Genomic DNA, 518 nt, shown 5'->3' with positions numbered 1-518 from the left:
CCGTAAATGTAATTCACCCCCCAGCGCCCGAACCAGCTGCCATCGGGCATCTGTTCCTTCTCCAGGAAGGCCAGCGCCGCCTTCATCCGGGGCGTGTCGGTCTCGCCCAATTGCGCCAGCATAGACACCACGCGCGCGGTGACGTCGCTGGTCGGCGGATCGAGCAACGCGCCATGATCGGCAAAGGGGATGTTGTTGAGGTAATGATAGCTGTTGTCGGCATCGAACGCGCCCCAGCCGCCATCCTTGCTTTGCAGCCCGACGGTCCATTCGACCCCGCGCGCGATGGCTTCTTCATACCCGTCTCCCCTCCCCTTCAGGGGAGGGGCTGGGGGTGGGACCGTGCCCACATCCCCTTGCGTCGAATGCGCGGAGCGGCCCCACCCCAACCCCTCCCCTGAAGGGGAGGGGCTAGCGACTAGGTCCTTGGCGCGGTCCATCGCCATCACCACCACGGCGGTATCGTCGAGATCGGGATAATGCGCGTTATTGTATTGGAACGCCCAGCCGCCGGGGCG

1 pseudogene is annotated in these 518 nt (G+C 65.1%); it reads right to left on the bottom strand.

The features are described from left to right. Positions 1 to 518, bottom strand: a pseudogene (locus tag AACY45_RS27910) (prenyltransferase/squalene oxidase repeat-containing protein); the annotation flags it as partial.

The organism is Pseudomonas sp. RA_35y_Pfl2_P32 (assembly GCF_963970735.1).
GTDB lineage: Bacteria > Pseudomonadota > Gammaproteobacteria > Pseudomonadales > Pseudomonadaceae > Aquipseudomonas.
This window is presented reverse-complemented; position numbering and strand designations above follow the sequence as displayed.